Raw genomic sequence first — 3,137 nt, 5'->3', positions numbered from 1 at the left:
ACGGAATCGCCCGCACGGGCGGCGCGCCGCGGCCCGCGCTGCGCACCGGCACCGTGCCTTCGCCGAGACGCACGCGCGCGCTTGCGGCGAGCCGCGTGTAGATGCCGATCAGCGCGCGGCGATACGGTTCGTCGACGCGGTGCGGCGACTGGTCGGGCGACGCGGCCGCGAGCGCCTTCACCGCGTCGTTCGCGCCGACCAGCAGGTTCGACACCGACAACTCGGCGCCTAGCTTGTGCACCTGTTCCAGATAGTGTTCGAGGATCACCGCGGCCTGGCGGTTGATCGCCTCGTCGAGCGTCGCCGCGGTCACGTTCGGGTTGCCGTCGCGGTCGCCGCCGATCCAGCTGCCCATCTGGAAGAACGCGGGCACGCGCGCGGACAGGCCGTGCTCCGCGAGCGCGGCCTCGATGTCCCCGTACAGCGCGGGCAACTCGTCGAGGAACGTCGCGCGGTAGTACGACAGCGCGTTCTCGATCTCGTCGCCCACCGTCAGGCGTGCGTCGCGCAGCATGCGCGTCTGCCACAGCGCGGTCACGCGCGCGCGCAGCATCGTTTCGTTGTACTGGCGCTCGCGCGCGGTCAGTTCCTGGTCGCGCTCGGCGAGCAGGCGCGCGATGTCGTGCTGCGCGTCGAGGATGCTCTTGCGCTGCACTTCGGTCGGGTGCGCGGTCAGCACCGGCACGATCAGCGCATCGTCGAAGAAGCGTTGCAGCAGGCGCTTCGACGCGTTGCCGGTGGTTTTCAGCTGGTCGAGCGCGTACGCGACCGTGCCGGGCTGCGGCGCGGAGCCGGCCAGCGCGTGGATGCGGCGGCGGCGGTTGTGGTGACGGTCTTCCGCGATGTTCGCGAGGTGCGAGAAATAGCTGAACGCGCGCACGACGCTCACCGTCTGCTCCGGCGTCAGCTTGCGCAGCTTCTTCTCGAGCGTCTGCGCGGCTTCGCTGTCGTCCTCGCGACGGAACTTCACCGCGGTCTGGCGGATCGTCTCGACCACGTCGAACACGGTATCGCCTTCCTGTTCGCGCACGACGTCGCCGAGCAGGCGGCCGAGGAAGCGGATGTCCTCGAACAGCGGGCCGTCCTTGTCGTCGCGCGTGCGGGTGCCGGCCTTCGGCGCGACGGCATTGCGGGCGGCGGGGCTCGTGGCTTTCGTCGTGCGTTTTGTCTGACGTATCGGGTCTTTCGGTTTCGTTGCCGTGGGTTTCGTTGCCGTTTTCGCACGGCCGTTCGCGGCGGTGGCGACGGTGTCCGTCGAGGCATCGGGGGAGGGCAAGGCAGCATTGCGGCGCGCCGTACGCGCCGATCCGGAAGACTTCACGATGGGTTTCCTTGGGAAAGCTCGAGTCAAAAGGAACTGCGGAAACTGCGGGAACTGCGGTCAAGCAACCAGCTACGTGCGGCACATCCGCACAACGGCGCCGCGACCCGCGCGGAAGCAGGCCGGGCGCAGGCTCCGGGCCCGGGCGGGCCGGGGCGTGCGTGCTACCATTGTTCGATCTTCAATCCCGTCCTTCGATGTTCCAGCAATGAATTCCGAGACCCCCGCGGCCGGGCCGCAGCAGGCACAGCCGCCCGCGACGTTGACGATTGCTTCGCGCGAGAGCCGCCTGGCGATGTGGCAAGCCGAACATGTGCGTGATGCGCTGCGCAAATTATATCCAGCTTGTGACGTGAAAATCCTCGGGATGACGACGCGCGGCGATCAGATTCTCGATCGCACGCTGTCGAAGGTCGGCGGCAAGGGCCTGTTCGTGAAGGAACTGGAAGCCGCGCTGGCCGACGGCCGCGCCGATCTCGCCGTGCATTCGCTGAAGGACGTGCCGATGGCGCTGCCCGACGGCTTCTCGCTCGCCGCGATCATGGAACGCGAAGACCCGCGCGATGCCTTCGTGTCGAACGACTACGCGTCGCTCGACGCGCTGCCGGCCGGCGCGGTCGTCGGCACATCGAGCCTGCGTCGCGAGGCGATGCTGCGGTCGCGTTATCCGCATCTCGAGGTCCTGCCGCTGCGCGGCAACCTCGACACGCGGCTCGCGAAGCTCGACCGCGGCGACTACGCGGCGATCATCCTCGCGGCCGCCGGCCTGAAACGCCTCGGCCTCGAAGCGCGGATTCGTGCGCTGCTCGACGTCGAGGCCAGCCCGCCCGCGGCGGGCCAGGGCGCGCTCGGCATCGAGATCGCCGCGCACCGCGACGACGTCGCCGCGTGGCTCGCGCCGCTGCACGACCCGCAGACCGCGCTCGCGGTCGAGGCCGAGCGGATGGTGTCGCGCGCGCTCGGCGGCAGTTGCGAGGTGCCGCTCGCCGCGCACGCGGTGTGGCGCGCGGGCGAGCTGTACCTGACGGGACGCGTGTCGACCACCGACGGCAAGCGCGTGCTGACGGCCGAGGAATGCGGCGCGGTCGTGACCGTCGCCGATGCGCTCGCGCTCGGCCGCGCGGTGTCCGACGAACTCGAGGCGCAAGGCGCGCTCGACATCGTCCAGGCGCTGCTCGCGAGCTCGCAGGCCGCGGGCAAGGGCGACGCCTGATGGCGGGCGGCGCGCGCGCGTTCACCGCTGTCCTGACGCGTCCGGACGGGCAGTCCGACGCGCTTGCGGCGCAACTGGCCGATGCCGGCTGCGACGTGCTCGAATTCCCGCTGATCGATATCGCGCCGGTCGACGATCCGGCGCCGCTCGACGCCGCGTTCGCGGCGCTGGCCGACTACGCGCTGGTGATCTTCGTGTCGCCGAACGCGATCGACCGCGCGCTCGCGCGGTACGACGCGATCTGGCCGAATGCGCTGCCGGTCGGCGTGGTCGGGCCCGGCAGCGTCGCGGCGCTCGAGCGCCACGGCATCGCGGCGCCCGCGCATCGCGTGATCGCGCCGCAGGCGCCGGCCGACGGCGGCGTGCCCCATTACGATTCGGAAAGCCTGTTCGCGAGCATCGAAGTCGCGTTCGGCGGCGCGCAGGCGCTCGCGGGCAAGCGCGTGCTGATCGTGCGCGGCGACGGCGGGCGCGAATGGCTCGCCGAGCGCCTGCGCGAGGCCGGCGCGGATGTCACGCTCGTGGCCGCGTACCGGCGCGTCGTGCCGGAGCCGCGCGTCGGCGCATGGGAGCGCGTGCACGCGTTGCTCGACGGCCAGCCGC

Annotated in this window: 3 protein-coding genes; 2 read left to right on the top strand and 1 reads right to left on the bottom strand. The window is 71.1% G+C overall.

Annotation, left to right across the window (positions count from 1 at the left end):
• On the bottom strand, positions 1 to 1,321 hold a 1,321-nt coding region (locus tag JMF90_RS30785; protein WP_201325858.1), incomplete at its 3' end, for a phosphoenolpyruvate carboxylase.
• Positions 1,322 to 1,529: 208 nt separating this feature from the next.
• Here JMF90_RS30785 and hemC point away from each other — a divergent pair.
• Both hemC and JMF90_RS30775 read left to right on the top strand, forming a co-directional pair.
• Positions 1,530 to 2,534: a hydroxymethylbilane synthase gene (gene hemC, locus JMF90_RS30780; protein ID WP_011545947.1), complete on the top strand. Its 1,005-nt coding sequence runs from the start codon at positions 1,530 to 1,532 to the stop codon at positions 2,532 to 2,534.
• The coding region (locus JMF90_RS30775; RefSeq protein ID WP_201325857.1) for a uroporphyrinogen-III synthase at positions 2,534 to 3,137 on the top strand (604 nt) is incomplete at its 3' end. The genes hemC and JMF90_RS30775, both read left to right, overlap by 1 nt.

This window comes from Burkholderia sp. E168m23 (assembly GCF_016586125.1).
Classification (GTDB): domain Bacteria; phylum Pseudomonadota; class Gammaproteobacteria; order Burkholderiales; family Burkholderiaceae; genus Burkholderia; species Burkholderia orbicola.
This window is presented reverse-complemented; position numbering and strand designations above follow the sequence as displayed.